This is a genomic window from Gordonia sp. NPDC062954 (genome assembly GCF_044543825.1).
Taxonomy (GTDB): domain Bacteria; phylum Actinomycetota; class Actinomycetes; order Mycobacteriales; family Mycobacteriaceae; genus Gordonia; species Gordonia tangerina.
Genome location: NZ_JBITWL010000006.1, coordinates 42,480 through 68,469 on the forward strand (window position 1 = coordinate 42,480; position 25,990 = coordinate 68,469).

The 25,990-nt window shown below is 67.6% G+C and carries 21 protein-coding genes and 2 pseudogenes; 9 read left to right on the forward strand and 14 right to left on the reverse strand.

The window, feature by feature from the left end:
* Window positions 1–71 precede the first annotated feature (71 nt).
* A complete protein-coding gene (locus ACIGKQ_RS08280; protein ID WP_396573133.1) occupies window positions 72–1,121 on the reverse strand; it encodes an alcohol dehydrogenase catalytic domain-containing protein in 1,050 nt (349 codons plus the stop codon).
* Between the two features lie 102 nt (window positions 1,122–1,223).
* On the opposite strand from ACIGKQ_RS08280, the gene ACIGKQ_RS08285 reads away from it, so the two are divergent.
* Window positions 1,224–2,117 (forward strand): helix-turn-helix domain-containing protein, encoded by an 894-nt coding sequence (locus tag ACIGKQ_RS08285; protein WP_396573135.1) that lies wholly within the window; start codon window positions 1,224–1,226, stop codon window positions 2,115–2,117.
* Between the two features lie 2 nt (window positions 2,118–2,119).
* Here the strand turns inward: ACIGKQ_RS08285 and ACIGKQ_RS08290 are convergent.
* The 6 genes and pseudogenes from ACIGKQ_RS08290 to ACIGKQ_RS08315 form a co-directional block, all read right to left on the reverse strand.
* A pseudogene (locus ACIGKQ_RS08290) lies at window positions 2,120–2,661 on the reverse strand (ester cyclase).
* Window positions 2,597–3,373, reverse strand: coding sequence for a maleylpyruvate isomerase family mycothiol-dependent enzyme (locus ACIGKQ_RS08295; protein ID WP_396573137.1), 777 nt, complete (start codon window positions 3,371–3,373; stop codon window positions 2,597–2,599). The pseudogene ACIGKQ_RS08290 and the gene ACIGKQ_RS08295 overlap by 65 nt, the downstream one beginning before the upstream one ends.
* Window positions 3,370–3,954 carry a TetR/AcrR family transcriptional regulator gene (locus ACIGKQ_RS08300; RefSeq protein ID WP_328716061.1) on the reverse strand — a complete coding sequence of 195 codons (585 nt, stop codon included), beginning with the start codon at window positions 3,952–3,954 and terminating at the stop codon, window positions 3,370–3,372. The genes ACIGKQ_RS08295 and ACIGKQ_RS08300 overlap by 4 nt, the downstream gene beginning before the upstream one ends.
* A 168-nt stretch (window positions 3,955–4,122) precedes the next feature.
* Entirely contained in the window at window positions 4,123–5,604 is a 1,482-nt protein-coding gene (locus ACIGKQ_RS08305; protein ID WP_396573140.1) for a phospholipase D-like domain-containing protein, read from the reverse strand.
* A 200-nt stretch (window positions 5,605–5,804) separates the two neighbouring features.
* Complete coding sequence (locus ACIGKQ_RS08310) at window positions 5,805–7,193, reverse strand: amidohydrolase family protein (protein WP_396573142.1); 1,389 nt, start codon at window positions 7,191–7,193, stop codon at window positions 5,805–5,807.
* On the reverse strand, window positions 7,186–8,409 hold the full coding sequence (locus ACIGKQ_RS08315) for a CoA transferase (RefSeq protein ID WP_396573144.1): 1,224 nt from the start codon (window positions 8,407–8,409) through the stop codon (window positions 7,186–7,188). The genes ACIGKQ_RS08310 and ACIGKQ_RS08315 overlap by 8 nt, the downstream gene beginning before the upstream one ends.
* A 58-nt stretch (window positions 8,410–8,467) precedes the next feature.
* Here ACIGKQ_RS08315 and ACIGKQ_RS08320 point away from each other — a divergent pair, with 58 nt between their 5' ends.
* Window positions 8,468–9,520: an enoyl-CoA hydratase/isomerase family protein gene (locus tag ACIGKQ_RS08320; RefSeq protein WP_396573146.1), complete on the forward strand. Its 1,053-nt coding sequence runs from the start codon at window positions 8,468–8,470 to the stop codon at window positions 9,518–9,520.
* A gap of 23 nt (window positions 9,521–9,543) precedes the next feature.
* On the opposite strand, the gene ACIGKQ_RS08325 is transcribed toward ACIGKQ_RS08320, so the two are convergent.
* Complete coding sequence (locus ACIGKQ_RS08325) at window positions 9,544–9,774, reverse strand: hypothetical protein (RefSeq protein ID WP_235724351.1); 231 nt, start codon at window positions 9,772–9,774, stop codon at window positions 9,544–9,546.
* Window positions 9,775–10,065: 291 nt separating this feature from the next.
* Here ACIGKQ_RS08325 and msrB point away from each other — a divergent pair, with 291 nt between their 5' ends.
* From msrB to ACIGKQ_RS08340, 3 genes are all read left to right on the forward strand, one after another.
* The gene (msrB, locus tag ACIGKQ_RS08330) at window positions 10,066–10,557 is read left to right on the forward strand and encodes a peptide-methionine (R)-S-oxide reductase MsrB (protein ID WP_396573148.1); all 492 of its coding nucleotides are present in this window, start codon (window positions 10,066–10,068) and stop codon (window positions 10,555–10,557) included.
* Complete coding sequence (gene msrA, locus ACIGKQ_RS08335) at window positions 10,554–11,102, forward strand: peptide-methionine (S)-S-oxide reductase MsrA (RefSeq protein ID WP_287015761.1); 549 nt, start codon at window positions 10,554–10,556, stop codon at window positions 11,100–11,102. Before msrB ends, msrA begins: the two co-directional genes overlap by 4 nt.
* 97 nt (window positions 11,103–11,199) lie before the next feature.
* Window positions 11,200–12,156: a Gfo/Idh/MocA family protein gene (locus tag ACIGKQ_RS08340; protein ID WP_396573150.1), complete on the forward strand. Its 957-nt coding sequence runs from the start codon at window positions 11,200–11,202 to the stop codon at window positions 12,154–12,156.
* A gap of 148 nt (window positions 12,157–12,304) precedes the next feature.
* Here ACIGKQ_RS08340 and ACIGKQ_RS08345 read toward each other — a convergent pair whose 3' ends face one another.
* The 4 genes from ACIGKQ_RS08345 to ACIGKQ_RS08360 all read right to left on the reverse strand — a co-directional run bounded on the left by ACIGKQ_RS08345 (window position 12,305) and on the right by ACIGKQ_RS08360 (window position 16,744).
* Window positions 12,305–13,333, reverse strand: coding sequence for a ferritin-like domain-containing protein (locus ACIGKQ_RS08345; protein ID WP_328716052.1), 1,029 nt, complete (start codon window positions 13,331–13,333; stop codon window positions 12,305–12,307).
* 368 nt (window positions 13,334–13,701) lie between these two features.
* A complete protein-coding gene (locus ACIGKQ_RS08350) occupies window positions 13,702–15,039 on the reverse strand; it encodes an MFS transporter (protein WP_235724346.1) in 1,338 nt (445 codons plus the stop codon).
* Between the two features lie 37 nt (window positions 15,040–15,076).
* The gene (locus ACIGKQ_RS08355; protein WP_396573153.1) at window positions 15,077–15,952 is read right to left on the reverse strand and encodes a shikimate dehydrogenase; all 876 of its coding nucleotides are present in this window, start codon (window positions 15,950–15,952) and stop codon (window positions 15,077–15,079) included.
* Window positions 15,953–16,099: 147 nt separating this feature from the next.
* Entirely contained in the window at window positions 16,100–16,744 is a 645-nt protein-coding gene (locus ACIGKQ_RS08360) for a TetR family transcriptional regulator (RefSeq protein ID WP_396573154.1), read from the reverse strand.
* A 79-nt stretch (window positions 16,745–16,823) separates the two neighbouring features.
* Between ACIGKQ_RS08360 and ACIGKQ_RS08365 the strand changes: the two genes are divergently transcribed.
* Together ACIGKQ_RS08365 and ACIGKQ_RS08370 are read left to right on the forward strand one after the other, a co-directional pair.
* A complete protein-coding gene (locus ACIGKQ_RS08365) occupies window positions 16,824–18,611 on the forward strand; it encodes a bifunctional sugar phosphate isomerase/epimerase/4-hydroxyphenylpyruvate dioxygenase family protein (protein ID WP_396573156.1) in 1,788 nt (595 codons plus the stop codon).
* Window positions 18,612–18,657: 46 nt separating this feature from the next.
* A complete protein-coding gene (locus ACIGKQ_RS08370; protein ID WP_396573158.1) occupies window positions 18,658–20,034 on the forward strand; it encodes an FAD-dependent oxidoreductase in 1,377 nt (458 codons plus the stop codon).
* Here ACIGKQ_RS08370 and ACIGKQ_RS08375 read toward each other — a convergent pair.
* Window positions 20,024–21,325: a benzoate/H(+) symporter BenE family transporter gene (locus tag ACIGKQ_RS08375; protein WP_396573159.1), complete on the reverse strand. Its 1,302-nt coding sequence runs from the start codon at window positions 21,323–21,325 to the stop codon at window positions 20,024–20,026. The genes ACIGKQ_RS08370 and ACIGKQ_RS08375 overlap by 11 nt on opposite strands.
* A 262-nt stretch (window positions 21,326–21,587) precedes the next feature.
* On the opposite strand from ACIGKQ_RS08375, the pseudogene ACIGKQ_RS08380 reads away from it, so the two are divergent.
* Window positions 21,588–23,484: pseudogene (locus ACIGKQ_RS08380) on the forward strand (protein kinase).
* 13 nt (window positions 23,485–23,497) lie between these two features.
* Here ACIGKQ_RS08380 and ACIGKQ_RS08385 read toward each other — a convergent pair.
* On the reverse strand, window positions 23,498–24,643 hold the full coding sequence (locus tag ACIGKQ_RS08385) for a metallophosphoesterase (RefSeq protein WP_396573329.1): 1,146 nt from the start codon (window positions 24,641–24,643) through the stop codon (window positions 23,498–23,500).
* Window positions 24,644–25,066: 423 nt separating this feature from the next.
* On the opposite strand from ACIGKQ_RS08385, the gene thpD reads away from it, so the two are divergent.
* The gene (thpD, locus tag ACIGKQ_RS08390) at window positions 25,067–25,954 is read left to right on the forward strand and encodes an ectoine hydroxylase (RefSeq protein ID WP_396573161.1); all 888 of its coding nucleotides are present in this window, start codon (window positions 25,067–25,069) and stop codon (window positions 25,952–25,954) included.
* Window positions 25,955–25,990: the final 36 nt, after the last annotated feature.

Below are 25,990 nucleotides of genomic sequence, written 5' to 3' on the forward strand. Positions count from 1 at the left end.
CGGGACCTCGGTGGGGGCGGTGCTGTCGCCACCAGGGGCTGCGGGACCGGCAGGTGGCCGGTCGCCGTCGATCACGGGCGTACAGCGACCTTCAAGGCCTCGCGGGAATCCATCGCGGTGTACGCCTTGGGTGTCTCGGCCAACGACATCGTCCGGTCGAATACCTTGCCCGGCGCCACGGTACCGTCGAGCACCGCGGGCAGTAGCTGTTCGATATAGGCGCGTACCGGCGCGGGACCGCCGGTGAGGGTCACGTTGGGACCGAAGAGGCTGGCGAAGCCGACGGGCGCCTCGTCGTACTGCGGAACGCCGACCCGGCTGATCACGCCGCCGGGCCGGACCGCGCCGATCGCCTGGTCATAGGCCGGCCGATGTCCGACCGCTTCCAGCACGATCTGGCTGCCCAGGCCGCCGGTGAGGTCGCGGATCTGCTCGATGCCCTCGTCGCCGCGCTCGGCGACCACATCGGTGGCGCCGAACTCCCGGCCCAGATCGGTTCGGGCCCGGTGTCGGCCCATCAGGATGATCTGTTCGGCGCCGAGTTGGCGAGCCGACAATACGGCCAGCAGGCCGACGGCGCCGTCACCGATCACGGTGACCGTGCTCCCGGCAGTGACCCCGCCGCGCACGGCCGCATGCCAGCCGGTGCCGTACACATCCGAGAGGGTGAGCAGCGACGCCAACAGTGCGTCGTCGGCGTTCGCGTCCACGGGAGTTTTCACCAGCGTGCCGTCGGCGAGGGGCACCCGAACGGCCTCGGCCTGGGCGCCGGCGGTGCCGAGCTGGGGGTCGCTCCAGAAACCGCCGCGCACGCACGAAGTCTGTAGACCGGCACGGCAGTATTCGCACGTCCCACACGAGACGGCGAACGGGGAGATGACGAAGTCGCCCACACTCAGCGTGGTCACGGCGGACCCGACGGCCTCGACCACCCCGATGAACTCATGGCCCATGGGCGAGCCGTCGGGGGTGGCCGGCATCGAGTGATACGGGTGCAGATCGCTGCCACACACGCAGGCACGGGTCACCCGGACCAGCGCATCGGACGGTTGCTCGATGATCGGGTCGGGGACATCGATGACGCGGACATCGCCGGCGGCGTACATAAAGGTGGCTTTCATGACGTCCATCGGACCGCGTCTGCGCGGGCGTGGGGAGTCACGGTTGTTCCGGGTATTGCCAGTACCTCCCTGGTACATGGCATCGTGCCTACCCTGGGGCCCATGGACAGCACCGACCTGCGCACCCAGATCCGCGAGTTCCTCAGCTCGCGGCGCGCACGGATCACCCCCGATCAGGCGGGGTTGCCGGCCTACGGTGGCAACCGCCGGGTCAAGGGGCTGCGTCGCGAGGAGGTGGCGCTGCTCGCCGGTGTGTCCGTCGATTACTACGTCCGGATGGAGCGCGGCAATCTGGCCGGCGCATCGGAGAGTGTGCTCGCCGCGCTGGCCGGCGCGCTCCAACTCGACGAAGCCGAGCAGGATCACCTGTTCGCCCTGGCGCGCCAGTCGCAGGCGGGCGCGGGTGCGCGTCGGACCCGCCCGCCGGCTACCGCCGTGCGTCCGGTTATCCAGCAGGTTCTGGACGCCATCTCGGACGCACCTGCCTGGGTGCGCAACGGGCGGCACGACATCGTTGCAATGAATCAGCTTGCGCGGGCGTTGTATTCGCCGGTTCTCGCCCATACTCGGCGGCCTGCCAACACGACCAGATTCATCTACCTGCATCCCGATGAGGCCCAGGAGTTCTTTGTCGACTACGACCAGGTCGCCCGAGATGCGGCTGCCATGCTGCGCCTCGAGGCCGGTCGAAACCCGAATGACAAGGCGTTGATCCAGCTGGTCGGACAATTGTCCACGCGTAGTGAGCTGTTTCGTCAGCGCTGGGCATCGCAGGATGTGCGATTCCACCGCAGTGGGCGCAAACGGCTCCGGCACCCGGCCGTCGGGCAACTCGACCTCGACTTCGAGGGGATGGAATTGCCCTCCGAGCCCGGGCTGCATCTCAACATCTACACCGCGGCGGCCGGCACGCCGACCGCCGATGGTCTCAAGCTTCTCGCATCCTGGGCGGCGAGTCAGGAGGCGATCGATACCGAGGACCACGCGACCGGATGAGGTCAGGCATCTCCCTGGAGTTGTTGCACTATTCCCATCACGTCCATGATGATGCGACTCTCGCACATCTTGCCGTCACGAAATCGATCGAAGGTCCAGGCTTCGACCGTCACCGAACGGCCCGTTGCTCCGATGCCGAGGAAATCTTCGCGGTGGGTGCCGGTCCACGTCGACCAGGCAGCCACGCGGTCGCCCTCGGCCACCATCTCGTGGACCGTCCACGTCAGGTCGGGAAAGCGCGGAACATCTGAGCCAGGAAGTCGCGCAAACCGTCGCGCCCGGGACCCTGCCCGGGCGGCGGGTTCTGCTCGACGAAGTCGTCTGCGACGATGTCGCCGATCGACCCCAGATCCTGCCCGTTGATGATCTGGTTGATGAACCGCCGATCGGCGGCCTTGTTGTCTTCGGCCAGAGTGGTTGCGGTGCTGGGTGCTTCGGTTGCGGGTGACATGATCGAACTCCTGGAGGTGGGTGGGTTCTCAGAGCGGAAGTTTGTTGGCGAGTACGCCGTCGCCGTCGGCGCGGCCGGAGAGGATGCGCGCATACTCGATCGCGTCGACACTGATGGTCGCTGCACCGCTGCGGCCCTCGAAACGTCCTCCGGCGGGACCTTGGAGATCGAGGCTGAACGGCTGGTCGTGGAGTTGTGACCACTCGGCGAGAATGTCCTCCACGATCCGCCCATCGTGGTCGGCGGTGGGCTGCAGCGCAATACCGGTCGCGCGCGAGAGGTCGACGCGATGCATCCACGTGTCGCGGGTGAAGCCGATGCCGAACAGGTAGCCCAAAGGTTTCCAGCCGAGGTCGACTCCGAGGGGGGTGCCGATCGGCAACACCGGGAGTGCGCGTACCGGCGCGGGCATCCGAGTCCGGGCGCGTAATGCTGCGGCGGAGTGCTGTTCCCACAGCGCCGGCAGGTCATCGGTTCGCCACTGGGTCCGGGCTCGCAACTGTGCCTCGTTGAGCCCGTCGACCCAGTGGTCGCCACCAATCTCTGCGGTGAGCGGCCGTCCCGACCGAACCTGCCGGAGGAACTCCACCGGGTTGGCCTGTGCCTGGGCTGAGGCGATGAGGTGGACCACGACGTCGCGCACCGTCCAGCCGGTGCAGTCGGTGGGCCTCCCCCAGTCGTCGGGGTCGATGAGTTGGAGCAGATCGAGCAGGCGCGCATTCTCGGCGGCGGTGAGTCGCATCGCCTCGGTATGCTGGATTCGCTTGATTTCCGTTGCGGGCCGAACGCTTTCGGAAGTGTTCATGGTGTCACTCTCTCTCGGGGGAAGTGGTCGACGACGAGACCGACCATCGTCTCCACATGTCGGGTCCAGCGGGTACCGCCGGGATCGTTGGCGATCTGCTGCGCGCCGATGCCGGCGATGACGGCGGTGTACGCGTCGAGTTGGGCAGGGTCCGTGGCGCCGGCCGCGACGAGCAGGCTCTGGGTACGCCGCACCAGAAGCTCGGCCCGCCGATACGAGGCCTCCGACGGCTCGAATCCGGGAATGGTGCGCTGGAACAGAAGTTGTTGGCGCGGAGGATTTTCGACGACGTAGTCGACGATCGTCTGGGACAGGCGTAGGAGTTGCTCACGTGCCGACCCGGTGGCGGGCAGAGAGTCGATCCGCGCGAGCAGGTGCTCGTAGGCTTCGGCGAACATCACATCGAACAGGTCAAGCTTCGACGACACATAGCTGTACAGCGAGGGCTGGCGCATTCCCACCCGCCTGGCCACCTCGTGCAGGGTGACCGCGCCCAGACCACTCTCGTTCGCTACCTCCCACGCGGCGTCCACTATCTGCTGACGTCGGGTCGCGCGCTTGTCCTGGGTGACGGGGGGCATTCAGACGCTCCTATCGGTGATAGCTATATAACAATCATTGATAGGTGCGCCCGGAATGTCAAGGTTTGGTTTTCGGGTGCCTCTGATGACGGCGAGTTGACGACGCAGGCACTCACCCTGGGAGGCCGAGCTCGCCGAACAGGGGTCGGCCGGCTGCGAGACGCTCGCTCAGCGCCGTCCCAGTTTGGAGAGCGGCCGCCCCGCCAGGAACCGGATCGAGCGCGTGAGAATCGGGTTGCCCTTGGCGGTTTCGGGGTCGACGAGATCGTTCTCGGCCAGGGGACTGTCTTCATCGGCGACGGTGGAGGCGTCGAAACGCATGAGGGTTTTGCCTTTTCCGCGCAGAGCCTCGATGGTCGCAACCAGTGAACCCCGGTCGTCGAGGTCGTTGCGCGCCCGTTCGACGGGCACGTCGAGGTGTTCGGCCAGCAGCCGGTCGCGGACCTCGAGGATGGCGCGGCGATGCTGGTCGGCGAGCGGATCGTCGGCGGTGACCTCGACCGCCAGGTCGCATTCGCTGTCGAGGCCCAGGGAACGGTTGTTGAGATTCGACGAACCGACCCGCAGCAGCATGTCGTCGACCACGAGCACCTTGGCGTGCACGTAGATGTCCGCGCCGGCCGCGGTCACCGGGTGGTAGGCGCGGAAGCGGTCGCCGGGATCGGCTTGCCAGAGTTGATGCAGCAGGCGTCGGCGGGCGCCGTCCATGGCTTTCTGCTCCAGCCAGCCTTCGGCGTTGCGGGGCAGCACCACCACGATCTCGGGGCCGTCGGGTTCGCGGAGCCGCTCGGCCATCGCATCGGCCAGGGTGCGTGAGGCCAGGTACTGACTCTCGATGTACAGGGTGTGTCGCGCGGCGCGGATGGCGGTCAGATACAGCTGCTCGATCTCCCGGACCTCCTCACGGTCGGGTAGCTCCGGCAGAGTACGGGCGACGCCCACGTCGATCGACCGCATCGTCGGCGCGAGGTCGGTGGGCCATGGATCGGCGTCGATGCCGGTGACCTCGGCCAGTTCCTGGCCCGTCGCGGCCCGCCAGCGGTCCCGGGCCACCGCACCGACGATGCGTGCGGCCTGCCCGTCGACGGCCGTCGTTGCATCGTGCCACGGTCCGTACCGTTTGTGGTTCGGGGTGGTGCGACGCTCGTCGTCGTCGCGGTGTTCGGGGCTGTCCCACCGGTCAACGGTCATGTCGATACCGCCGCAGAACGCGAGTCGGTCGTCGATGACCGCGATCTTCTGATGGTGGGCGGCATGCAGCGGGTGGTGGGTGTCGATCTCGAGATGAACGTTGGGTTTGGTAAGCAGATTGGTGATGAACACCGGCGCCATCCCGCGGCTGATCGCGGTGAGCGCCCCGACGCTCCATTTCAGGAGATACACCTCAAGACCGGGTCGATGGCCAGGCAACCAGTTCAGGAAGGCGCCGAGTTCGTTGGGGCCCTCGAGGGTGGCGCCTTCCGGCTCGAGCAGGATACGGGTGTCGAAATCCCAGCCGATCAGCATGATCCGGCGTTGCGCGCCCAGCATGGCGGCTTTGGCCAGGCGGAAGTACTCGCCGGCGTCGATGATGCAGGCGAGCCGATCGGCGTGGCCGATGTCGTGGCAGTTGTGGCCCGGCCGCAGCAGCGGATGCTCGGTGTCGGTCATGTCCAGCCTTCCCTGGGCCACCGGCGCGCGGGCTGTTGCGCGTGGTGTCACCCGATCGCCGACGGTACCCGGACGCTGCGGGTGCCCGGCAGTCGCCGCCGACGAGCAGGGTCTGCCCAGTCGCCCCTGCTTCCCGACATCACCTTGCGTCCGAAGCAAGGTGATGTCGGCGAATCGGGGTGATGTCGTCGAACCGTGGGTCATTCGACAAGGACCTGGCCTGCGATGACCGTGCATCTCACCCGCTGCGCGGCGGGCGCGGCCAGCGCGTCGGCCAATGGCCGGTCCAGCAGCACCAGGTCGGCGTCCGCGCCGACCTGGACCCGCCGGGGCGGGCCGCCGGGGTCGTCGAGCGGGGCGAGGTAGCCGTCGAGTGCCTCGGCGGCAGTGACGCGTTCACCGGCGCCGACGATCTCGCCGGTCGGTGCGCGCCGCTGCACGGCTGCAGCGATCACCACCCACGGATCAAGCGGACCGTAGGGGGCATCGCTCGACATTGCGGTGTGGACGCCACCGGCGAGCAGACTGCGACAGCGGTACAGATCCGGCAGATCCCCGGCATCCACCCGACGCAGATAGTCGTCGCCGCGGTCGGCGACGAACCCAGGCTGGGTCACCACCCGCAGGCCCCGCGCGGCCAGATCGGCGATGGCGTCGGCGCCGATGATCGAGCCGTGCTCGATCCGATCCCCGGCGAGCACACCGACATCGTCGAAGACGGCCAGCAACAGTGCCAGCGCAACCCGGCTCACGCAGTGCACTGCGACCGGCCGATGGCACGCGTGTGCGCGGAGAATGGTGTCGGCGAGGTCCTCGAAGTCAGGCAGAGCGCTGTCGGCGATGACGATCTTGTACGGCCCGACGGTGATGGTGTCATCGAAGCTCGCCGTGTCATCGATGCCGACACCGAGAAGCTGAAGTCGTTGCGGCACAGCACCGGTGCGATGCGCTGTCACGAGTGCGTCCAGCGTGGCCGAGCTGAGATCGGGAGTCGCATCGCTGACACCGGTGATGCCGGATCGCGTGAGTTGCTGCCCGACCGCGCGCAAGTCGGGGGGTGGGGAGTGGGGGAGATGTGCCCGCAACCAGTCGTCGGCGCGCCACAGGCGTCCGGTCGGAATACCGTTGGCGTCACGTTCGATTCCCGGATGGGTGCCGCGATCGAGCCCCGCGAGTTCGGACGCTGGGCTGTTCAGCATCCACAGCGCGCCACTGCGGTGCTGAATGCGAACTGGACGATCGGGTACGAGGAGATCGAGGGCGGCTCGGTCGAGCAACCCGCCCACGGTCTCGGTGTAGCCGACACCCCGAATCCAGTCGCCCTGCGCAGCAACCAAGGCCGCTGCCAGCGCGTCGAGATCGAGGACGTCCGGCGGGCCGCAGCGAACCGAGTCGGCGGCCGCTGCCATCGCATGCAGATGCAGGTGGTGATCGTGCAGACCCGGCAGCAGCGCGCCACCACGCCCATCGATGATGGTGGCGCCGGCGGCGGTCCCGGGCGCGGTGATGTCGGCGACGATGCCACCGCGCATCACCACATCGCGTCGGCCCTCCGGCAATTCGACGTCGCGGAACACCGTGTCACTCATCGCGTATCCCGAGATCGTGCAGCACCGCATCGGTGTCCGCGCCCGAGGACGGCGCTTGGCCGACGGGCTCGCGGCGGCGCGGCCTGGCGATCGGCACCGGACCGTCGGCGGTGTCGACGAACCAGGACCCACTCGCGCCGCATACACCCGCGTCGTGGTGGCCGGTGAGCGTCGCCGCGACCACCCCACTCATCGAGATGTCGTGCAGCGCATCATCGTCACCTGAACTCATCGCCAGTGCTGCGGCGGTCAGCCCGGTCAACGGGTCGGCGATGGCGTCGCCGACGAAGACCGGTCCGCGCTCGTCGTGGGCGATGAGCCCGGCCGAGGCCGCCACGTCGTCGCCGAACCCGATCCGATTCGACGCCCGACCGCACGCGGTGATCGACAGCCATGTCGTGCCGGAACGAACGAATTCCTCTGCGTCCAGACCGAATCCGCGCAGCGCGCGTGGTCGTGACGCCTCGATGACGATGTCGGCCGCCGACGCCAGGCGATACAACGCGGCGCGGTCGTCGTCGACGTCGGGATCGAGCACCACCGACCGGTGCCCCCCGTGCAGCAGCCGATAGAAGTCGGCGTTGCCGCGGCGGGCGCCGTCGGGCCGCGTCGGCGTCTCCACTTTGATCACCGAAGCGCCGGCGAGTCCAAGGAGGTGCGCACACAGCGGCCCGGCCCACAGCGCACTGAAGTCGACGACGAGCAGGCCGGCGACTGATCGGGGTCGGCGGCCGGTGACATCGACGACCGGGGCGTCGCGAACGCCGACGCTGCCCGCCGCCACCCCCAACAGTTCGGCCCGTTCGTCGAGTTCGGTGCCCAGATGGTCGCGTAGCCACTGGCCGACGGCCCGCCACGGGTCGTTGCCGAGGTCATCCGATCCGATCAGCGCTCCGTACAGCGCGGGGTCGTCGGGACGGGCGATCGACACCGCCGCCCATCCGTCGGCAGTGGGTAGCAGTCGGCAGGCACCGCCCGCCGACGACGCGCCCGACCGTCGGTGCCCGGTGAATGCGGCCCGCTCGGCCAACAACTGCGCCCCGTCGAGCCGAACGGCACCCGCCGTGGCGGTGGCGATCAGGTCGGTGAGCTCACTCGCCCGCGTCGCCGCGACCCCCGGCGGAATCACCGGCGGGCCGTCGGGGTGGCCGGTCAGCCATGCCACACCGCTGCGCGCCCAATCGCGAACCGGATCTCGAAGCGTGGCGGTCGACACCGGGGCGATGCTACCTCCCGGTGCGATCACGTCGGCCCCATCAGGACAGGATGGAGAGATGACACCGCAGGTAACGACCATGACTGTGGACGAACTCGCCGATGGGGCCGACGCGGTGGGTGCACTGAACGCACAGGGAGAGACCGTGCGGCCGGTTGTCGTCATCGATCTCGACGATGCCGATCCGTCTACTGTTGCACGTGCCGCCGACGTGGCCAGCCGGGCCGACCGCATTCTCGTCGGCCGCGCCTCAGGTGCACCGGATACCGCGCTCGAACCGTTGACGGCGGCCCTGGACCTCACCTACGGCGACGCCTCGGGTGGCCGCGAGATCATCACCGTCGACGACGTCGAGGAGGCGATCACCGCATTCGTCGCGGCCGCCGAGGCCACCCCGCAGGCGGCATCGGTGGCGGCGCAGGTGGTCCGGGCCTCGGAATCGATGTCGATACCCGCCGCGCTCGACGTGGAGTCGCTGGGCTACTCGACCCTGCAGGGTGGTGCCGAGTTCGGTCGCTGGCTCGAGGGACGTCGCGCGCTCCGACGGCCGTTGCCGCCGCCACCGGCCGGCGACCCGGTGCTGGTGGACCGCCGCGCCGACGACCTTCACATCACGCTCAACCGGCCGGAGCGGCGCAACGCCTACGGGGTGGCGTTGCGCGATGCGTTTGTCGACGCGTTGCGGATGCCGTTGCTGGACAACACCATCGATCGCGTCGTCGTGGACGGCGCCGGCCCGTGTTTCTGTGCGGGCGGCGACCTCGACGAGTTCGGTCACACGCCCGACGCCACCACCGCACATTTCGTGCGCACCCGCGGCGGCGCGGGACGATTGGTCGCCCGGCTAGCCGACCGCATCGAAGTACGGCTGCACGGCCAATGCGTCGGCGCCGGTATCGAAATCCCGGCGTTCGCCCACCGCATCGTCGCCGCGCCGGACACGATGATCCGGCTGCCAGAGGTGTCGATGGGACTTCTCCCCGGCGCCGGCGGCACCGTCAGCGTCCCACGGCGGATCGGCCGATGGCGCGCGTTGCATCTGTTCGTCACCGGATCGCCGATATCGGCCGATGCGGCGCGGGAGTGGGGTCTGGTCGACGAGCTCCGCTGAGTGCGGCCACCAGACCCGGGACCTCAGGCCGGCATCGCGTGCCCCGGCCCGGCCTCGATCCTTCCGGCCGCCACCACGTCTATCGCGTCCCGCACCGCCGGATCCAGCGTGGTGTCGGTACTCAGCGCTTCGCGCAACCGCGTGAAATAGGCGACCTCGGTGAGCCCGAATCGCACCAAGATGTCGTCGGGGTCGCCGCCACCGTAGCGGTACCAGCTCTCGGCGTAGGCGACCAGTTCTGTCGCATCGTTCATGCCACCATGGTGGCGCACCATTGTGAACTGCAGATTGCGAGTCGTTCCAGTGGATGACGAGACCTTGGCTGCCTATCACCGTTCGCCGGCCGATGATGCCGGGCCGACGCGGGTCGTCTCCGACCACGCAGGTCGCCTCGGCTCGCGCGGGTCGTCGGCAACCCGCGGCGTCCCGCCGGAACCGCGCCGTCCCAGACGGCCCGCGCAACTCGTTGTGGCAGCCGGGACCAAATCGGGGGTGAGGTTTGTTGTGCAGGGTGACGCCGCAGCCAGCGGCGCGAAGGAGGAAACGTGAGCAACGAGTACCGCAAGACCGACGAGGCCGTTCGCGGTCTCACCGACGCGCAATACCGCGTCACCCAGCGCGACGGCACCGAGCCGGCCTTCCACAACGAGTACTGGGACAACCACGAGCCCGGCATCTACGTCGACGTCGTGTCGGGGCAGCCGCTGTTCTCGTCGACCGACAAGTACGACTCGGGTACGGGATGGCCCAGTTTCACCAAGCCGATCGACGAGGACGCGGTGACCACGAAGTCGGATCGCACGTTGTGGATGCGACGCACCGAGGTTCGTTCCGCGGGCGCCGACAGCCACCTCGGGCACGTCTTCGGCGATGGCCCACGCGAGGCCGGCGGGCAACGCTACTGCATGAACTCGGCGGCGCTGCGGTTCGTTGCGGTCGCCGACCTGGAAGCCGAAGGTTACGGCGACTACCGGAAGCTGTTCGACAGCACCGACGATCAGACCGACACCACCACCATGGAAAGGGACGCCTCATGACCACCGACACCGGCCAGATCACCCGCCGCCCCGGCACCGAGACCGCCGTGCTTGCCGGCGGATGCTTTTGGGGGATGGAGGACCTCATCCGCCGACAGCCCGGCGTGCTCGACACCCGGGTCGGGTACACGGGCGGGTCCAATGATCACGCCACCTACCGCAATCATCCCGGTCACGCCGAGGCGGTCGAGATCGTCTTCGATCCGACGCAGACGTCGTTCCGCGACATCTTGGCGTTCTTCTTCCAGATCCATGACCCGAGCACCAAGGATCGGCAAGGAAACGACGTGGGTTCGAGCTACCGGTCGGCGATCTTCCCACTGACCGCGGAGCAGGAGACGGTCGCGCGCGACACGATCGCCGACGTCGACGCATCGGGGCTGTGGCCCGGGCCGGCGGTGACGACCATCGAACCGGCCGGAGCGTTCTGGGAGGCCGAACCGGAGCATCAGGACTACCTCCTGCGCTATCCGAACGGCTACACCTGCCACTTCCCGCGCGCCGGGTGGGTGTTGCCCAAGCGTGCGGACGCCGGCACCACCTAGTTTCAGCAACACCAGCGACACGGCGCCCACCGCTGAGCCCGCGGTGGGCGTACTCGATTTGCGGTGAGCCGATGATCCACGCTGCGAGAATGGGCACATGATCCGGATCGCCACCGTCGGTACCAGCACCATCACCCGGAACTTCCTGGACGCGGCCGCATCGGTCGACGAGGTGGCGGTCACCACGGTCTACTCCCGCGACCCGCGACGTGCCGCGAAGTTCGCCGCCGACACCGGGGTGCCCCATTGGACCGACGACCTCGACGGTCTACTCGCCGACGCGGAGATCGACGCGGTTTATCTCGCCTCGCCGAACGGTGCGCACGCCGAGCAGGCGAGACGGGTCGTCGACGCCGGTAAGCACGTGCTGGTGGAAAAGCCGGCCGTGCCCACGGTGGCGGAATTCGACACGCTGCTGGAGGTGGCCGCAGCCCGAAAGGTGGTGGTGCTGGAGGCGATGCGCAACGTACACGACCCCGCGCTTCGCCACGTCGCCGCTCTGATCGCAACGGTGGGTCCCGTGCGGCGGGCGTCGTTGTCGTACTGTCAGCGCTCGGCCCGCTACGACAAGGTGCTCGCCGGTGAACACGTCAACATCTTCGACCCGGCGCTCGCGGGCGGGGCATTGCTGGACTTGGGCGTGTACACGATCGCCGCCATGGTCGAGTTCTTCGGCGAACCGAATCGGGTGACGGGGTCATCGGTGCCGATCGCCAGTGGCGTCGACGGTGCGGGCGCCGTGCTGGCCGCCTACGACGACTTCGTCGTCGACCTGTCGTATTCGAAGATCACCGCGTCGGATCGGCCCGACGAGATTCAGGGCGAGCACGGCACACTGACCTTCGACCACGTCGCGCAGCCGACCGTCGCGCAGGTCCGGATGCACGACGGCACCGTCACCGACCACACCTTCGGCGGGCCGTCGAACAACATGGTCCACGAGATCCGTCGATTCGCCGACCTGGTGGGCGGCGATGCCGATCCGGCGAGCGATCAGCGGTGCACGCGGGCGACGCTGCGGGTCGTGGAGGAAATTCAGCGTCACCAGATCTGACGGTCTGTGCTTGACCCTGCTCGCCTCATCGGCCGACGGCGAGGTTTCGGTGGCCGTCTGGGGTGTCGACGACAGTGCCGCCACCGGCGCTGAGCCGGTGGCGGCACTGCGGGCCCTTGGTGGGCCAGGAGTTGGTGGACAGTGTCGATCAGGACACGCCCACCACATCCTTGGCGATGTCGGCGAGCCGGTCTTCTGCGGCCGACACGACGCGCTGTCGTTGCTTGTGTGCCTCCTCGTAGGCGAGGACGACTCGGATATCAGACGGCTCGGTCAATTCCTTGACCGCCGAGACCGCTTGGCCGACATTGAGGTCGGAATAGTCATTGATGGGCAGCTCGGTTGATTCGACGATGCCGGTGGCCTCCCGTACCTGGTGGATACCGTCGGCGACGTCGGACGCACCGTTGGCGCGTGCGCTGCCCTCGACGGCTTCGAGGGCTGCATCGCGACCGGCGGCCACACTACGAGCGGTCGCCTCACCGATGTTCATCACGGTGTCACCGGCGTGGTCGGCGGTGTCGGCGACTGCGCTGACGCGCTGCCCCAACCGGTCGCGTATTTCAGCGGCAACAGATGGGGATTTGCGAAGCGCAGCGGCTACTCGATCGATACCGTGCGCGGTCAGCGAGGCCGGCAGTGTGATGGCGCGGGTGGCCAGGCCGCTTGCCCACTGGGTAGGCGTACGACGCAGCGCCGCCGGGCCACCGAGCGCTTCTTCCGCGAGGACCGTGGTGATCCACTCAACTGTCTCGGTGTGTGCCTCGACCAATCGATCGGCCATGGTGGCGAGCTCGGAGTCCTGGTTCCCGGTGGCCAGCGCCTTGAGATACTTGGCGCGCCCCACCAGCTGCTGTTCCAGGGCCAGGTCACTCAGCAGCGCCTCGTCGAGGGGCTGCGCTTGATCAACGACACTCTTCACCAGCGCGTTGGCCCGACCGATCGCAGGGCGAATCATGTCGGCGAAGCCGCCACGCTCACGAAGAGCGGTCTCGATGTCGTGCGCGCGGGAACGACCCTTACGGGCGTTTCCTGCGAGTTCGTCGCGGACGGCGTCGGTTCGTGCCTGCGCCTGGCGTATCTCGGCGATCTGGATCTCGGCGTTGGTCAGCGTCAGAATCGTCCGCAACTGCTGCGCAATCGCGGCGCTGGTCGGTCGGGTCTGCGTGGAAACCATGATGTGGAATCGCTCCCTTCGTCATGTGTTGGGTGCGTACATCTCCAGCGTGGCCAGGCTGCGGTGTTCCGAAACCTTCAGTGGGCAAAATGCGGGCCGATCCTGGCCTCAGAACCGCGGCCGACCTGCGGAACCGGCCGTGGGATTACCTATGTCACATCGGTCGCCGACACCCGAGCCGCCGACAGCGAGAGCCGCCATCCGATCAGATGGCGGCTCTCGAGTGGTGGACGGCCCCGGACAGTGCGCCTCTCGGCACGTGGCCGCTCGCAGCGGCGAAAAGGGGTGGGGCCCGGGGGCAGAGATTCCGGGGCCGTCGCAGTCATCAACGGCGGTCGGTCGGAATCTATTCCGCCAGAGGTCACCGATCAGTTCAGCACGAGCTCTTTGAGTTCCTCTGGGCTGGTCCGACCGAGCTGCGCCGTCGGCACATCCTTGGTCTCGCGGGCGGTGAGTGCGGCACCGGCCGCGATCAGGCACACCACCGCGGTGAAGATGCTGATGACCACCCAGCCGCCTTCCCGGACGCCGCCGAGCGCGGTCACGATCGACGGCGCGAACCCGGCCATCAGGAAGCCGAGCTGGGTGCCGATCGCCATGCCGGAGAACCGAACCGGGGTCGAGAACATCTCGCCGTAGAACGACGGCCACACCGCGTTGGCGGCCGCGTATCCGAAGGAGAAGGTGGCCACCGCGAGTGCGAAGGTGATCAGGTGATTGTCCTGGCTCATCGACAACATATAGAAGGGCATCAGGACCGCCGACGACGCCGCGCCGTAGATGAACACCGGCTTGCGACCGATGTGGTCAGCGAGTTTGCCGAACACGGGCTGGGTGAGCAGGGCGACGACGTTGGCCACCACGACAAGCCACAGGGTGATGTCGGAGTCGAGGCCCACCTCGTCGCCGTAGGCCAAAGCCAGGTTCGCGAACACCGTCGACACGGCCGCGATGAACGCGCACAGAATGACCCGAACCACGGCGCGCCACTCGTAACGCATCAGCGGGATCAGCGGCATCTTGGCGATGGTGCCCGCTTCCTTGGCCTCGGTGAACTGCGGCGTCTCATGCAGCTGACGGCGGATGAAGTAGGCGACCACCACCACGACGGCCGACAGCCAGAACGGTACCCGCCAGCCCCAGCTGTACTTGGCGTCGTCGGGTAGGGCCATGAACGGGATCATGATCAGCGAGGCGAGGATCAGGCCGCCCTGGGTGCCGGTGAGGGTCCACGAGGTGAAGAACGCCCGCTGGTTGTCGGGGGAGTGCTCCAAGGTCAGCGAGCTGGCCCCGGCCTGCTCTCCGGCAGCCGAAAGGCCTTGCATCAGACGGCAGATCACCAGCAGGCCGGGGGCGAGCCAACCGATGGTGTCGAAGGTCGGCAGGCAGCCGATGATGAAGGTCGACACGCCCATCATCACCAACGTGAACATCAGGACACGTTGTCGGCCGATACGGTCGCCGAAATGCCCGAGGATCACCGCACCGACCGGTCGCGCGATGTAGGCGAAGCCGAATGTCGCGAACGACATCACCAACGACGCCTGGCTGTCCGACGGGAAGAACACGTGCGGGAAGATCAGCGCCGCGGCCGTCCCGAAAAGGAAGAAGTCGTAGTACTCCACGGCGCTGCCCATGAAGCTGGCCAGCGCGGCACGTTTCGGTGTTCGCTGCGGCGCGGCGTGCGGTTGAGACGTTGCGGTCATCGGGACTCCTTGATCTGATACTGCTCGGCGCGGAGGGTCAGCGGGGCTGGTTCGTGGCCAGCCGGCGGAAATGTTGGGACATGCGATCGGCGTCGGGGGTGAGTCCGGTGATCAGCGCGAAGGCGTCGACGGCCTGGTGCACGGCCATGTGACCGCCGTCGAGGGTGCGGCAGCCGGCCGCTCGGGCCGCAGCCAGCAGCGCGGTGTCGAGTGGGCGGTAGACGATGTCGGCCACCCACAGGTCGGAATGCAGCAGCGCCGGGTCGAAGGCGACGCCGGGATGTGCGGCCATCCCGGTCGGGGTCGCGTGCACCACGCCGTCGCTGTGCGGCAGCAGGATCGAGAGTTTGTCGAACGACGACGCGTCGACCTGCGCCAGCGGGTGGCGGCCGACGAGTTCACGCGCCACCGCGGAGGCGCGGTCCACGTCGAGATCCACCACGGTAAGGTGGGTGCACCCCAGCCGGAGCAGGGCGTCGGCGACAGCGGTTCCGGCGCCGCCCGCGCCCACCAGCACGACATGGTCGAGACGCGCGTCGGGGAGGCCCTCGGTGAAACCGTGGGCGAAACCGGTGGTGTCGGTGTTGTGGCCGACGGTGCCGTCGGGGGTGAACAGCACGGTGTTGACCGCGCCGAGGTCGGCCGCGACGGGATCGATCGTATCGAGGTGCTCGATGACGAGTTGCTTGCAGGGGTGGGTGACATTGACCGCGTCGAAGCCCAGCATCCGTGCCCACGTGAGTACCTCGCCCACCCGCTCCGGAGCCAGCGACAGGCTGGTCAGGTCGATCGGTCGGTACACGTAGTCGAGGCCGTGGGCGCGACCCTCGGCCATGTGCATGGCGGGGGTCAGCGATGGTCCGACGCCGGTGCCGATCAGGCCGACGAGGTGGCTGGACGTGGGGTTGCTCATGCGGGCTCTCCGTAATGTACGAACTAGTACGTTCGCAAAGTAGAGCATTGTGGTCCGGGTCGCGTCAAGGGTGAAGGTGTGATCGCGCTCTCCACAGGGCGCCCGGTGATATCGGAGCGGTGGGCCGTGAAGTCCGGTGATCTGGGGTTACGGCTGGCTGGTCAGCCAGCCCACCACCACGTCACCGATCATCCGGCGCAGATGGGCGCGCTGAGAGGTCTCCGTGAGGTCGACGTCGAACAGGAAGCCGAAGGTGTACTGATTGGCTACCTGGAACACGCAGTACGAACTGATCACCAGGTGGACGTCCAGGGCGCCGGCGTCGTCGCGGAAGACGCCGCTCGCGCGTCCGTCGTGCAGGATCTCGTCGAGCAGCGACGTGGCCGGTGCGGAGAGCTGGGGTAGATCGGCGAGCTGCCGGATGAACTCGCCGCGATGAATGTTCTCGATCGACACGAGGCGGATGAAATCGTCGTTGGCGATGTGATGGTCGAAGGTGACCTCGGCCAGCCGGCGGATGGCCTCGACTGGATTGCGGTGGTTGACCTGCAGTTTCTGCTCGGCCTCGCGGATGCCGCGGTAGGCCCGCTCGAGGACGGCGAGGTAGAGCTGCTCCTTGCCGCCGAAGTAGTAATAGATCATCCGCTTGGTGGTGCGGGTGCGTTCGGCGATCTCGTCGACGCGGGCGCCGGAGTAGCCGGACTCGGCGAACACCTCGGTGGCCACCGTCAACAATTCCGCGCGGGTGCGTTCGGCATCGCGCTGCAGTTCGGCTTTTGGCTTGGCGGCCACGTCGGCCGACTCTACTGGGTGAGCCTCCGGGGCGCGGCAACCCTTGCGGCGTTAATTAACCGATTGGTACATTGCAGTGATGAAGACCTCCATCGCCACCGTCTCGTTGTCGGGCTCACTCGTGGAGAAACTGCACGCCTGCGCGGCTGCCGGATTCGACGGAGTGGAGGTCTTCGAACCCGATCTGATCGCCTGCGAACACTCTCCGGAGGAGATCCGCGCGCTCGCCGCCCGCCTCGGTCTCACCCTGGATCTCTACCAACCGCTACGCGACTTGGAGGGCGTCGCCGACGATGTGTTCGCCGATAATCTGCGCCGCGCGGCCGCCACCTTCGCCACCGCAGGTCGGCTCGGCATCGACACCGTCCTGGTGTGCAGCAACGTCGCCACCGCGACAATCGATGACGACGCGGTCAGCGCCGCGCAACTGCGGCAGATCGGTGACGTGGCCGCCGATCACGGCGTCCGGATCGCCTTCGAGGCGCTCGCGTGGGGTCGTTTCGTCGACGACTACCGTCGCGCCTGGCGCATCGTCGAACTCGCCGACCACCCTGCAGTGGGGGTGTGCCTGGACAGCTTCCACGTGCTCTCGCGTGGGCACGATCCGGCGGACATCGAGCAGATTCCCGGCGCCAAGATCTTCTACCTGCAACTCGCCGATGCCCCCGCCCTTCAGATGGATGTCTTGTCGTGGAGTCGTCATCACCGGCTGTTCCCGGGTGAGGGGGCGTTCGACCTGGCCGGTTTCGTGCGCCATGTCCTCGCGGCCGGCTACGTGGGCCCGCTGTCGCTGGAGGTGTTCAACGACACCTTTCGGCAGACCGACCCGGACCGCACCGCCGTGCACGCGCTGCGATCACTGCTGTGGCTGCAGGACGCGCTGCACCTCGCGCCGATCGCGGATGCCAAACCGCCCAACGGGTTCGACTTCGTGGAGATCAAAGCCGAAGACACCAGCGAGGTGGAGGTGTTGCTGGGGCAGCTGGGATTTGCCCCCGGTGGCCGGCACCGCAGCAAACCCGTGACCCTGTGGCAGGCCGGCTCGGCGCGAGTGGTGCTCAACGAGCAACAGTCCCGCGACGAGGTGCCGCACGTTGCCGCCATCGGTCTGCAGGTCCCCGACGCCGACGCGACGTCGCGCCGGGCGGCCGACCTGATGGCGCCGGCCGCCTATCGCCGCACCTATGCCTCCGAGCAGCCGTTCGGCTCGGCCGTCGCGCCCGACGGCACCGAACTCTTCTGGGTTACCCAGCCGCCCACCGGAACAGCCGACTGGGTGAACGAGTTCCGCGACGGAGTACCCGCCGCCGGCGGCCCGGTCCACGCCGTCGACCATGTGAACCTGACGCAACCGTGGCAGACCACTGAGGACGCGGTGCTGTTCTTCACCAGCGTGTTCGGGCTGAGCGCCGACGACCCGACCGAGGTGCCCGGCCCCACCGGGTTGGTCCGCAGCCAGGTCTTGCGCACCGCCGACGGTGCGGTACGTATCCCGCTCAACGTCGCACCGCTCGCGGTCGCAGACGGGTCGTTGGCCCAACACATCGCATTCGCCTGCGACGACATCGTCGCGCTGGCGCGCACCGCACGCGATGCCGGACTGGAATTCCTGAGCGTGCCGGACAACTACTACGACTACGTCGCCGGACGCTTCGGGGTCGACGACGACACCGTCGCCGCGCTACGGGAACTCGACCTGCTCTACGACCGCAGTCCCGGCTCGCAGGGGCACTTCATCCACTTCTACACCCGCACGGTGGGTTCGGTCTTCTTCGAATTCGTGCAGCGGTTCGACCACTACGACGGGTACGGGGTGGACAACGCGCCGGTCCGACTCGCGGCGCAACGCAGCCGGACCCGCAGCTAACCCGCGTCGGGCGTCACCGGTCAGCCCTGACCGCTATTGTCGTCCCATGTCGGAGAACCGTCGCAGACACTGCGTGGTCGTGGGTGGGGGACTGGCCGGGCTCGCCTCGGCGGTGTGGCTGGCCGAGGCGGGACAGCAGGTGACGCTGCTGGAACGACGCGGCTCGCTCGGTGGGCGCACGATCGCGGTGCCCGTGGCGACCGTCGACGACGTCCCCGACAACGGACAGCACGTGTTCGCCAGCGGCTACGAACACCTGATGCGCTATCTCGACAGCGTCGGTACCCGCGAGCACGTCGCCTTCCCTGGACACATGACCGTCCGCATGCCCGGCGGCGCCACTCGACGCTCGGCGTTCGGCGGGCTCGACGGACTCCGAACCGCGGTGGGGGACCTACCCGGCGTCAGCGGCCTCGACCGGCTGCGCACCGCGCGCGCCCAGGCGACACTGATATGGCAGGCGATGCGGCAACCGGCCTGGCTCGACGGCATCACCGCCGACGAGTGGTTCCGACGCATCGGTATGCCGCAATCGGCACGCGACGCGTTGTGGGACGGCATCGTCATCGGGCTTACCGGCGACAAACCCACCATCTCGTCGGCCAAGGTGCCGGCGGATCTGCTGGTGACCGGCATCCGGCGGGCACGCGCGACACGGACCCCCATCTCGATCGGCTACCCCACCGTCGACCTCGACACCCTGTTCATCGACGGGGCGCAGAAAGTGTTCGCCGACAACGGTGTCGACGTGCGCCACCGCGCCGTGGTGGCGTCGATCGACGTGTCCGACGGTACTGTCGCCGGCGTCACCCTGTCCGACGGGCAGACGGTCGCCGCCGACGCGGTGATCTGTGCGGTGCCGGTGTGGGGTGTGAAGGGGCTACTCGATCAGGTGCCCGGCCATGAGGAGATCTACGCGGCGGTCGACGCGCTGACCCCGGTGCCGATCGTCAGTGTCAACCTCTACCTGGATCGCTCGATCGGGATGAGCGACTGGGGCGAGATACTTTACGGCGGTGAGGGAGTGCTGGAACAGGTCTGGGACCGCCAGCGCATGCACGGGCGTTCCGCGGAGCGCCATCATCTCTATTCGACCACGGTGTCGGCCGCCTACGATCTGACGTCGAAATCCAACGCTGAGATCACCGACATCCAGATGGCCATGTTGCGCAGGTACTTTCCGGACGCAGCCGATGCCGAGGTGATCCACAGTCACGTGGTGCGAATGCCGAAGTCGACCTTCGCGCAACGGCCCGGCACCGCCGGCATCCGCCCCGATCAACGCACCGCCGTCCGGGGCCTGGCGCTGGCCGGTGACTGGACCCGCACCGACTGGACCACCACCATGGAAGGTGCCTGTCAAAGCGCCGCGCGTGCCGTCGAGGTGGTACTGGAATCCGTTCAGCGTGGCCTCAGGGCTTAGGGTCCCGCGCCTCTTCTGTCCGAAAGTCGTTTCGCTCCAACAGCCACGCCACCGCGAGGCCGGCGAGCAGACCCCAGAATGCCGAACCGATGTTCAGCACAGTCAGGTCCGAGATCGACACCAGAAAGGTGACCAGCGCGCCCATGCTGAACCGCGAGCCGAACGCCGAGCGGAAGGCGCCCAGCAGCGCGCCCAACAGCGCAAGCCCGCCGACAGTGGCGATGAAGGCCGGCGGCATCGCCAGCATCAGTGCCACGAAGACCGGGGCCGCCAGACCGACAGCCACGGCGAGGACGCCGAAGGTGAGCGCCGCGGTGTATTGACGCCGCCGTTCGCCACCGGCGACCAACAGCGCGTTGGTCGGCCCTGCGAGGCAGGTCGAGATCGACCCGACGGCGGCCGCGAGCATCGACCACGCGCCGCACAACATCGTCACCACATTGACCGGGGTGCGATGCCCGGCGGCATTGAGCACCGCGGTGCCCTGGCCGTTCTGCACCACGATCACCGTGATCGCCAAGGGAACAACCAGCTCGAGCAGCGCGCGAAGACTGAACTCGGGAGTCTGCAGCACCGGGGTGGCGATCCACGAGGTCGGGCGTTCGGTGAAGTCGAAACGCCCGCTGACCGCGACTGCAACCACTCCGGCCAGGCAGGCCCCGATGATGGGTGGCATCCATCGCGTCAGGCTGCCGTGACATTGCAATGCGAAGAACACCAGGACGATCGGCACCGCCACCACCGGATCGGCACCGATCGACGTGACCACACCGACCCCGAACTGCAGGAACACTCCTGCGACCATCGCCATCACGATCGGTTCGGGCAGCGCCGACATGAGCCGACGCACCCGCCCGGTCATCCCGACCGCGAGGATCAGCGCTCCGGTGACCAGGAAGGCGCCCAGCACCTCCGCCCAGGACAGGTGACCCAACGCCGATCCGACGAGCACGGTGCCGGGGATCGTCCAGGCGAAGGCCAACGGCATGCGATAAATCCAGCTCGCGGCGACCGTCAGGATGCCGTTGAGCACGAATACGCCGAAGATCCACGACGACAACTGGGCCGCAGACAGCTGACCTGCCGATCCGGCCGCGAGGATCACCGCCACCGGACCCGAGGCCGAGAAGATCAGCCCGACGATCCCGTTGCTGAGGTAGGTGCCGCCGATGTCGCGCAGCGCCGTCCGCGGTCCCACCCGCGGTCGGGCGATCGGTTCCACGAACGGCTCGGAGCCCGCATCTCCGCCGGGCACCGCGCGCTGGCCCGCAATGGCGTCGGGAGCAGGCATGACGGTTCCTTCTGGTATCGCATCAGAGATGGGTTCGCGGTCGATCGTCATGCTAGGTGGCTGCGGCGCCCGGTTTAAGGACAGAGATTCGAGTGGTTGATCGACGATCCTTATCATTGCCGCGCAGGCGACTCGGCGTGTACCCGACGCGGTGGCGCCGCGCCGGGTACACGTGTCCGTTTCGGGGAGACCGTGGCCGTTATCGGACTACGCTGGATTGTGCACTGACAACGCGCCCGACGCGCGATCGAGGGCACAAACGATGGCCGAATACGATCCGCAGACCACTCAGCGCGATGTCGTACCCGACATCGCCGGTGAACTCGTGGGCGCGGGATTCGTCGAACCGATCCTGATCGGCCACGGCGGATTCGGTGCGGTCTACCGCTGTGAACAGGCCGAACTGGACCGGACGGTGGCCGTCAAGGTGCTCACCGATCACCTCGACGAGGAGAACCTCGAACGATTTGTGCGCGAGCAGCGCGCCATGGGTCGACTGTCGGGGCACCCGAACATCGTCAACATCCTCGAGGTCGGCAGCACCCCGGGCGGGCATCCCTACATCGTGATGCAGTACCACCCGCATGATTCGCTGGACTCCCGCATCCGTAAACACGGGCCGCTGGCCTGGCAGGATGTGCTGCGGCTCGGGATCAAGGTGTCCTGAGCGCTGGAAACCGCCCACCGGTCGGGCACCCTGTGACATGCCCGAGGCGATCACCCGTCTGCACAAGACGGCATCGGAGTGGTTCGCCACCCATGGCATGCCCGCCGAGGCCGTGACCCATGCCCTTGCCGCAGGCGACACCGATCGCGCGGTGGCGTTGGTGGAGGCCGGCGGTATGACGCTCATCGAACACTCGCATATGGCGACACTGCTGGGTTTGGTGGACAAACTGCCTCCGGCGGCGGTCGCCGCGAGCCCTCGGGTGCAGTTGATGTTGACGTGGGCGAATGTCCTGCTCCACCGGACCGTGACGGCCGAGGGCGCGCTGCAGCGGATAGCGGCTGCGCTCGCGGCGCGACCGGACCTCGACGATCCCGACCTCCGGGTGGAGGCCGACGTCCTCGAAGCGTGTGTCCGGGTGACCGCCGACCGCACCGACGGCATCGACGAACTGGTGGGCGAGGCTCTGTCGCGTCCGGCGACGCTGCCTGCGTTCGTCGTGTCCGCGGCGGCCAACGTGGCCACCATCGCCGAGACATTCCGCTTCGATTTCGCCGCAGCCCATCGTCGACAGGAATGGGTCAGGCCCTACCACCAGCAGAACACCGGGCCGTACGCCGTCATGTACGGCCATGCGCTCGACGGGATCGCCTACTTCGAACAGCTCGAACTCGACCGTGCCGAAGAATGTTTCCGCAGCGCACTGCGGGTCTCCATCGACACCCGGTCGGCCACCAAGTCGCAGGGCGCACGGCTGGCCTGCGCAGTGTTGGCCGATGTGCTCTACGAACGTGGTCGTGTGGACGAGTCTCGACGGTTGATCGAGGAGAGTTCCAAGCTGGGCGCCGACGAAGGCGTCATCGACATGATCAAGGCACGCTTCATCATCGGCGCGCGGCTGGCCGTGCTCGACGGGGATCGGGCCGGCGCGGCCGCGCTGCTCGACGAAGGGATCGACATCGCCGACCGGCTGGATTCACCGCGCCTACGGGCGTTTGTGGAGGCGGAATACGTGATCCACGATCTGCCGGCGCGGCGTGGCGTGCACCCTCGGGTCACCTACGACACCCGGACCTTTCCGGATGTCGGGATCGCCGCCATCGTCGCCCAACTCGATGCGGCGACCGCCATCCGGTTGCTGCGCGACAGTTCTGACGCGGCTGGTCGTGACAAGAGTTGGCGCTGGGCGCAGGACTGGGTGGACCACCTCGCGGCGACCGGCCGCGAACGTGCAAAGCTGCGCGCCGCGCGTTTGCTGGCCACCTGCCTGGCTTCGGCCGGTCGGATGGACGAGGCGAAACAGCAAGCAGCACAGGTGGTGGTGCGCTGCGTCGACACCGGTATGGTGCGCTATCCGCTCGACGGGGGAGTCACCTTCCTGCGGTTGGTTGAGGCGATCCGCTCCGACATCGGCAAGGACACCTGGAGTGATGCCACCCGCCGACCGCCGGTGCGGTTTCTGGACGAACTCCTGGGGCGGGTCGAGTCGTGACGTCATCGACCGGCTACGCGCTGCGCAACTCCAACATGCTGATCTCCGGCGGTGCGCCCACCCGCACCGGCGGACCCCACGCTCCTGCTCCGCGGGTGGTGAAGATGGTGGTGTCGCCGACCTGATCGAGGCCCTGCACGGTGGGTTGTTGCAGCGGAACGAGATACATGATCGGCCACATCTGGCCACCGTGCGTGTGGCCGGAGAACTGCAACTCCACGCCGGCGTCGGAGGCCTCCGGCGCCTGCAACGGCTCGTGTGCGAGCAGCAGGACGAATCGGTCCTGGTCGCGCCCGGCGAGCGCTGCCTCGAGGTCGGGCTCATAGGGCGCCGGCGCCGTCTCGTCGTGGACCCCGGCGAGGTCGATGGTCGCCCCGTCCACGGTGATCTCGGTGCGCTCGTTGCGTAGCGTGCTGATCCCCAGCCGTTCCCACTCGTCGAGCCAGGCGCCGCCGTCGTCGAAGTAGAACTCGTGATTGCCCGACACCCCGAACACGCCCAGGGGAGCGGATAGCTCGGCGAGGGGGGCGAGGTCGTCTCCCACCTGGGCGACGGTTCCATCGGTGAGATCGCCGGCGATGAGTACGAGGTCGGGTTCCTGGGCGTTGACATCGTCGACGACCCGCTGCACGAGGCCCGGACCGCGGGCGGGTCCGACGTGCAGGTCGGAGATGAGCGCGACGCGGGTGCCGTCGAACTGCTCGGGCAGATCCGGTACTGCGACCTCGGTGTGGGTGACCTGCGGCCGGGCGGCTTCGACGACGCCGTATCCGACGGTGGCGACCGACGCGACCACCACGACAGCGGTACCGATTTGGACGGTCCGACGGCGCAACATGTCGACGCCCGCGCGGCGATCCGCACCGCGCACCAGGCCGACCAGACGCAGCACCACGGAGATGAGCCCGACCGCCAGCAACCCGAGGACCAGGTAGACCACTGTCGCCCCCCACACCAGGCCGACGAATGCAGGTGCACGAGCCCATCCGGGATCGAACAGTCTGCCCGTCGCGAGGCCGATGAAGGCGAGTACGGCGAGGACCACCAGTGCGGTGTCGGCGACCACCGACCACGGACGTTTGAGGCCAGTGGCCCGAACGAGCCTTCGGTGCAGTCCGAACGTGATGAGGCCCAGCAGCAATGCGAGGACCGCCGCCATGATGATTGCCATGGACGCGGACATTCCTTTCGTCGGCAGGCCTACCGCATGCCGACGAGCAAACGTAGCCACAAGTGTCGCCCTCGACGGCTGTCGCTGTGTCGACGGCGGAGTCGCGAGTTTAGTCGAAGCCACGTTTGGTTAGGGGGGTGCTTGTGGCGGAAGTCTCATTTATCGCTTTTCTCGGCCGGTCGGGTGCGTGGTCGCGACGTCTTCGCAGATAAGCGCGCCCAACCGCGGAAGTCGCGCCATTGTCGGAGGTCGTCGCCATTCTAGGTCTGCCTTGCACCCCGTCTTTTCGGCTGGCAACCTCGGTGTGGCGCACGAGGCTGAAACACCACGGTGAACTGCCCGCAATATTTGCGAAACATGACAACAGAACACGGCGAAGATGCCGATTGAGGGAAAGGATCAGCGACGATCGTGATAACTCAAACAGCAACCAAACCAGTTGACGTTTACCGCACCCGGTTGGCCAAGCGTGGCCAGATCGAGCCGCGGCCGCATCCGACCGTCTGGGGAGATGCGCCGGGACGCGGACCGCTTTCGGCCGACCAGCTCGCGGCGTACGACGAACGCGGCTTCCACACAGCGACAAATGTGCTGAGCGACGGAGACATCCGGACCTGCATGGGTGAGGTTGATGCCATCACCGAGCGGCTCGGCGACGACGAGCGGGTGATCCGCGAATCATCGTCGGGCGACGTGCGGTCACTGTTCGCGGTGCACCAGCTCAGCGATGCCATCGCCGAGATCTGCTCGCGCCGCGACATCGTCGGCGTTGCCGAGCAGATCCTCGACGACGAGGTCTATGTCCATCAGAGCCGGATGAACCTGAAGCCCGGTTTCGCCGGGGGACCGTTCTACTGGCACTCCGACTTCGAGACCTGGCACGCCGAGGACGGGATGCCCAAGCCACGGGCGCTGAGCGTGTCACTCGCGCTGACCCCGAACTATGAGTACAACGGCGCACTCATGATCATCCCGGGCTCGCACAAGAAGTTCCTGACCTGCGTCGGGGAGACTCCGGGTGACTATCACCGCGAATCGTTGACCTCTTACCGGCCGCCCTTCGGCACGCCGGAGGAGGACGACGTGACCGCGCTGGCCGAGGAGCATGGCATCGACATGGTCACCGGCCCTGCGGGTTCCGCGCTGTACTTCGACTCGAATTGCATGCACGCGTCGTCGGGCAACATCACCCCATTCCCGCGGAGCAACCTGTTCGTGGTGTTCAACGCAAAGTCGAACGCCATCGGTGAGCCGTTCGCGGCCGAGCAGGCGCGCCCGGATTACCTGGCACATCGCTGACAAACACACGAGCTCCCCCTCTCAAGAGTCCTCGAG

Coding starts and splice junctions, on each gene's coding strand:
- ACIGKQ_RS08300 (WP_328716061.1), bottom strand. CDS start 3,954: ATGCCCCCCGTCACCCAGGACAAGCGCGCGACCCGACGTCAGCAGATA.
- ACIGKQ_RS08345 (WP_328716052.1), bottom strand. CDS start 13,333: ATGGTTTCCACGCAGACCCGACCGACCAGCGCCGCGATTGCGCAGCAG.
- ACIGKQ_RS08305 (WP_396573140.1), bottom strand. CDS start 5,604: ATGACCGACACCGAGCATCCGCTGCTGCGGCCGGGCCACAACTGCCAC.
- msrA (WP_287015761.1), top strand. CDS start 10,554: ATGACCACCGACACCGGCCAGATCACCCGCCGCCCCGGCACCGAGACC.
- ACIGKQ_RS08355 (WP_396573153.1), bottom strand. CDS start 15,952: ATGAGCAACCCCACGTCCAGCCACCTCGTCGGCCTGATCGGCACCGGC.
- ACIGKQ_RS08365 (WP_396573156.1), top strand. CDS start 16,824: ATGAAGACCTCCATCGCCACCGTCTCGTTGTCGGGCTCACTCGTGGAG.
- ACIGKQ_RS08385 (WP_396573329.1), bottom strand. CDS start 24,643: ATGGCGGCGGTCCTCGCATTGCTGCTGGGCCTCATCACGTTCGGACTG.
- ACIGKQ_RS08375 (WP_396573159.1), bottom strand. CDS start 21,325: ATGCCTGCTCCCGACGCCATTGCGGGCCAGCGCGCGGTGCCCGGCGGA.
- ACIGKQ_RS08285 (WP_396573135.1), top strand. CDS start 1,224: ATGGACAGCACCGACCTGCGCACCCAGATCCGCGAGTTCCTCAGCTCG.
- ACIGKQ_RS08295 (WP_396573137.1), bottom strand. CDS start 3,373: ATGAACACTTCCGAAAGCGTTCGGCCCGCAACGGAAATCAAGCGAATC.
- ACIGKQ_RS08370 (WP_396573158.1), top strand. CDS start 18,658: ATGTCGGAGAACCGTCGCAGACACTGCGTGGTCGTGGGTGGGGGACTG.
- ACIGKQ_RS08325 (WP_235724351.1), bottom strand. CDS start 9,774: ATGAACGATGCGACAGAACTGGTCGCCTACGCCGAGAGCTGGTACCGC.
- ACIGKQ_RS08350 (WP_235724346.1), bottom strand. CDS start 15,039: ATGACCGCAACGTCTCAACCGCACGCCGCGCCGCAGCGAACACCGAAA.
- ACIGKQ_RS08310 (WP_396573142.1), bottom strand. CDS start 7,193: ATGAGTGACACGGTGTTCCGCGACGTCGAATTGCCGGAGGGCCGACGC.
- ACIGKQ_RS08320 (WP_396573146.1), top strand. CDS start 8,468: ATGACACCGCAGGTAACGACCATGACTGTGGACGAACTCGCCGATGGG.
- ACIGKQ_RS08280 (WP_396573133.1), bottom strand. CDS start 1,121: ATGAAAGCCACCTTTATGTACGCCGCCGGCGATGTCCGCGTCATCGAT.
- ACIGKQ_RS08340 (WP_396573150.1), top strand. CDS start 11,200: ATGATCCGGATCGCCACCGTCGGTACCAGCACCATCACCCGGAACTTC.